3 protein-coding genes are annotated in these 3,477 nt (G+C 61.6%); 1 reads left to right on the top strand and 2 read right to left on the bottom strand.

From position 1 onward, the window contains the following. The first annotated feature begins 244 nt into the window (after positions 1–244). Positions 245–1,030 (top strand): hypothetical protein, encoded by a 786-nt coding sequence (locus HY699_22585; protein ID MBI4518596.1) that lies wholly within the window; start codon positions 245–247, stop codon positions 1,028–1,030. 117 nt (positions 1,031–1,147) lie between these two features. On the opposite strand, the gene HY699_22590 is transcribed toward HY699_22585, so the two are convergent. Both HY699_22590 and HY699_22595 read right to left on the bottom strand, forming a co-directional pair. After that, positions 1,148–1,744, bottom strand: coding sequence for a hypothetical protein (locus HY699_22590; GenBank protein MBI4518597.1), 597 nt, complete (start codon positions 1,742–1,744; stop codon positions 1,148–1,150). Positions 1,745–1,766: 22 nt separating this feature from the next. Further along, a partial coding sequence (locus tag HY699_22595) for a hypothetical protein (GenBank protein ID MBI4518598.1) occupies positions 1,767–3,477 on the bottom strand: 1,711 nt, incomplete at its 5' end.

Here is a 3,477-nt window from a genome sequence, read left to right on the forward strand (position 1 = left end):
CCGCAGCTCACTCAGTCGTGCCAGTCCCTGCGTTGCGCTGTTCTCCCTTGCCATTCGACCATCCTCCTCTCGTCGAGATGGCCGGGGAGGTTAGTCGAACGCGACGTCAGCGCGCATGCATGCTCACCGGAAGGACACAACGAATCCGGCGCTCCCTTGCGCTCTTCGCCAAATTCAGGCGGCTTCTCGTCGCCGTTCACAATTCGAGGCGCTCGCGTCACAAACCTATGAAGGCCGGCCCATCGTGGTTGCGCTTGGCATAACCGGGAGCATGGGGTACGGCCCCGTCAAGCTCGCAGATCTTTGGCGCGAGGACTTCTCGCGCGTTCTCTCGAACGGGTTCGATTCGATGTATCTCGCCGGCAGTGATGGTCGTGTCTTCAAACTGCATTGTCTGCCGTATCCCCCGAGTGTGGAGTTTGCCCCACACCGTCTCGGCTCTATCGCGGCATGGTGCAATACCGGCCAGCGTGTCGCCCTAGTTCTAAACCGAAATGGCGAGGTTCTCGTATTCAAGGACCAGAGACTCCAGTTCGCTAAACGCCGCGGGGCATGGCGGTACTACGCTCATGATTCCGTCGTACTTCGCCTGGGAGTCGGCGACAAGCAACTCCGTCGGGCCGTATATGAATCATGCTTGGACGTATCCTTTGCTCGGACGGGCGGCTGCATTGCTGTGCTCGCCGCGCGGAGCTTAGAGAAACTGGCTCCGATGCTGACGGACCGTGACCTGATCGTCCGGAAAGAGCAGACACGGACCAAGCTCCTTGCCTCCACCATCAAGAAGCCCTTCCAGCTCCTTGATCGGCGACTCCGTCAGGAACTTCTGTCCATGGACGGGGCTACCGTTCTCACGCACACCGGTGAGGTTCTCACCGCCGGCTCCATTGTCCGAGTGCCCGCCGGTTCAACCGGCGGTGGTCGCAAGGCCGCCGCGACTCAACTGAGCAAGCTTGGCCTCGCGATCAAGATCTCAGCTGACGGCCCAATCATGGGCTTCAGGCATCGACGCGAGATCTTCTCATTATGAGCAGTCGCGATGCCTCATTTCGTGGTATGTACTGTACTTGATAAACTGGGTTATCACGAATATACTGAATGCGCTGGCGTTGCTCGCATTCGTAGACGTCCGTATAGGGGATCGTCGTCAGTGCTTGCTGATGAACGCCCGGTAGCGGTCACCGACGATCTCCTTGTCAACAAGCATGTGAACGTACGTCGCACTGGTGAGATCGTGGTAAAGGTCATAGGAGTTGATGGGCTTGGGGGCATACCACGGCCGGAATGGGTGGTCCTTTCGGGCACCGAGTCGACGCCTGGCAAACGCATCTTCGTCTTTCTGCAGCCCCCCTACCGGCACGAATAGACGAAGGCGTTCTTCGATCCACCTTCGCGGGACCAAAAGCTCGAACTCAAAATCATCGGTTGTTACGACTCCCGCGTAGCAAGGGTAGCGGTACCAAGGGTAGGAGTAGCTGATCAAGACCGAATTGATAACCGTCACAGTAGGCGGTCGAGTGCCAAACACGTGCTGGTAGTTCCACTCGTTGTCTCCCTCGTGTTCCTCTGCCCGCACGGAGTGCACACACCGCTCGCAACCTGAAACCACGAAACACGTCAATACAAGCGCAAGCGTTATGCGATGGAGGCGGAACGCCTCTCGGTGGAGCCAGCGTGTTGCGCGAATCCGTTCGAAGCCCCCTTTGGCGATCGCGGTCGGGGAGACCACCGTACCCAGGTTCATGGCCTCGTGGTGCGCTCCCTTGTCAGGGTTGTCTCCAAGGGTCATAGGTACCCGGGATGTGGTTGCCCCACTCCATAGCCCTAGTAACGAGGGCGTTGGTTTCGAAGCCTCTCAAGAGTTGTGAGTGCCCGAGCGTCACACCAAATGCGTTCGACACGATGTCCGTGGCTGAGTCGCCGAGGTGTCTCCAACTGCCCTGAGTCAGGTTCTCCCCCCACCAGGAGATTGGATCGACAGGTGTTTCGTGGATAATTCCGCCAGCGAAGAAGGACCATGCGCCCAATACTCCCAAGCTCCTCGCTGCCCAGGCATTGGTGCCGGCATGCCAGGCATGGTAGCCATGCTGCGCAGCATCGGCAGGCAGGTTCTGCTCGACACCGTTGATGGCATCTGCCCAGCTCTTTGGTATCGGCAGGTTGGACGAGTCTGGCGCCTTCAGGTCCCAGTGCGCGAGGTCCCAAAGGCCGCTTCGCCACGCCGCGCCGAAGTTCTCGCCGACGAACGGCGTAGTCGCTGCATCGGCCACGCTGCGCGCAGCAGCCGTCCAGCCGCCGTTTTGGTACGCTCCGCTCGCGTTCTGGTACAGGCCGTATGCCTGATAGAGGGTAGCCACGACTCCCACCGCACCGCTGGCGTAATTGCCGTTTTCAAAATTTCTCGCGGCGCCGTAGGCGCTGCCGGCGACCGGCACTTGGGAGATGGCCCAGTCTCCTGCATCAAAGCGCCCGAACGTCTTCGGGGCCGCCAATTGCAGCCCAGGGCTGAGCGGGCCAGCTGCGCTCATCGCCAGACTCGTGCCCGCGGCCTTCAGTCCTACTACCGGATCGCCGCTCTTCATACCCGCGTCGATACCGGCGGCTACAGCCGCCAGTATCACGAAGACAATGAGCCCGATGAACTCCCCGTTCGGATCAGTCAGATTGGTGGGGTTCCAGTTGGTGTAGGTGTACGGGCTGGCGAACTGCCGGGCGGGATCGTGGGTTAAGAACATCCCCAACGCCGGGTCGTAGAAGCGGGCGCCGGCGTAGTCGAGGCCGCTGGTGGCTTCGGTTTCGTAGCCGGTGAATTCGTAGTGGTTGTAAGTGCTGCCGGTCTTGTAGCGGATGTCGCCGTAGGGGCGGTAGCGGATCTGTTGCTGGATCGCGCCGGCACTGTTGGTGATTACTTGCACCGAGCCGAGGTGATCGAGGTGGTAGTGCCATACTGAGGACGGGTCCGTCGTCGGGGTGCGGGTGGGTGTCTGCGTTGGCGTTCGGGTCGGGGTCCGGGTGGGCGTCGGCGTCCGGCTCAATGTGGGGGTAGACGTCCAACTGTACGTTGGCGTCGCGCTCGGCGTCAGCGCTGGCGTCCGCGTCGGGGTGCTGCTCGCTGTCGGTGCAACTCCCGGCGTTGCGGTCGGGGCACTGAAGGTTACGGCCAGGCGCGCTACGCTTACCTCGCGTGGGGTCGGGTTGGCGGCGCGTACGCCGAAGGCCGAGCTGTCGATGCCCGCTTGCGTCCACGCCCCGCCCGCCGGGTCGGCGGCCAGATGGCTTGCGCGCGAGTTCCAGCTCAGATTGCCGGCATTGGTCGCCACCGCCACACCGTCTACTGTCTGCTCGTAGCTGCCGGTCAAATGATCAACCGTCATGTGCGCCACTTCGTGCACCGCACCGTTGACCGGCGGTGTGGTGCTGGCGCACCCGGCGTGACTCCACTCGCTCAGCGCGTTGGCGCTGGCGCTGCTGATGCAC

This window comes from Deltaproteobacteria bacterium (assembly GCA_016210005.1).
In the GTDB taxonomy this organism is placed as follows: domain Bacteria; phylum Desulfobacterota; class Binatia; order HRBIN30; family JACQVA1; genus JACQVA1.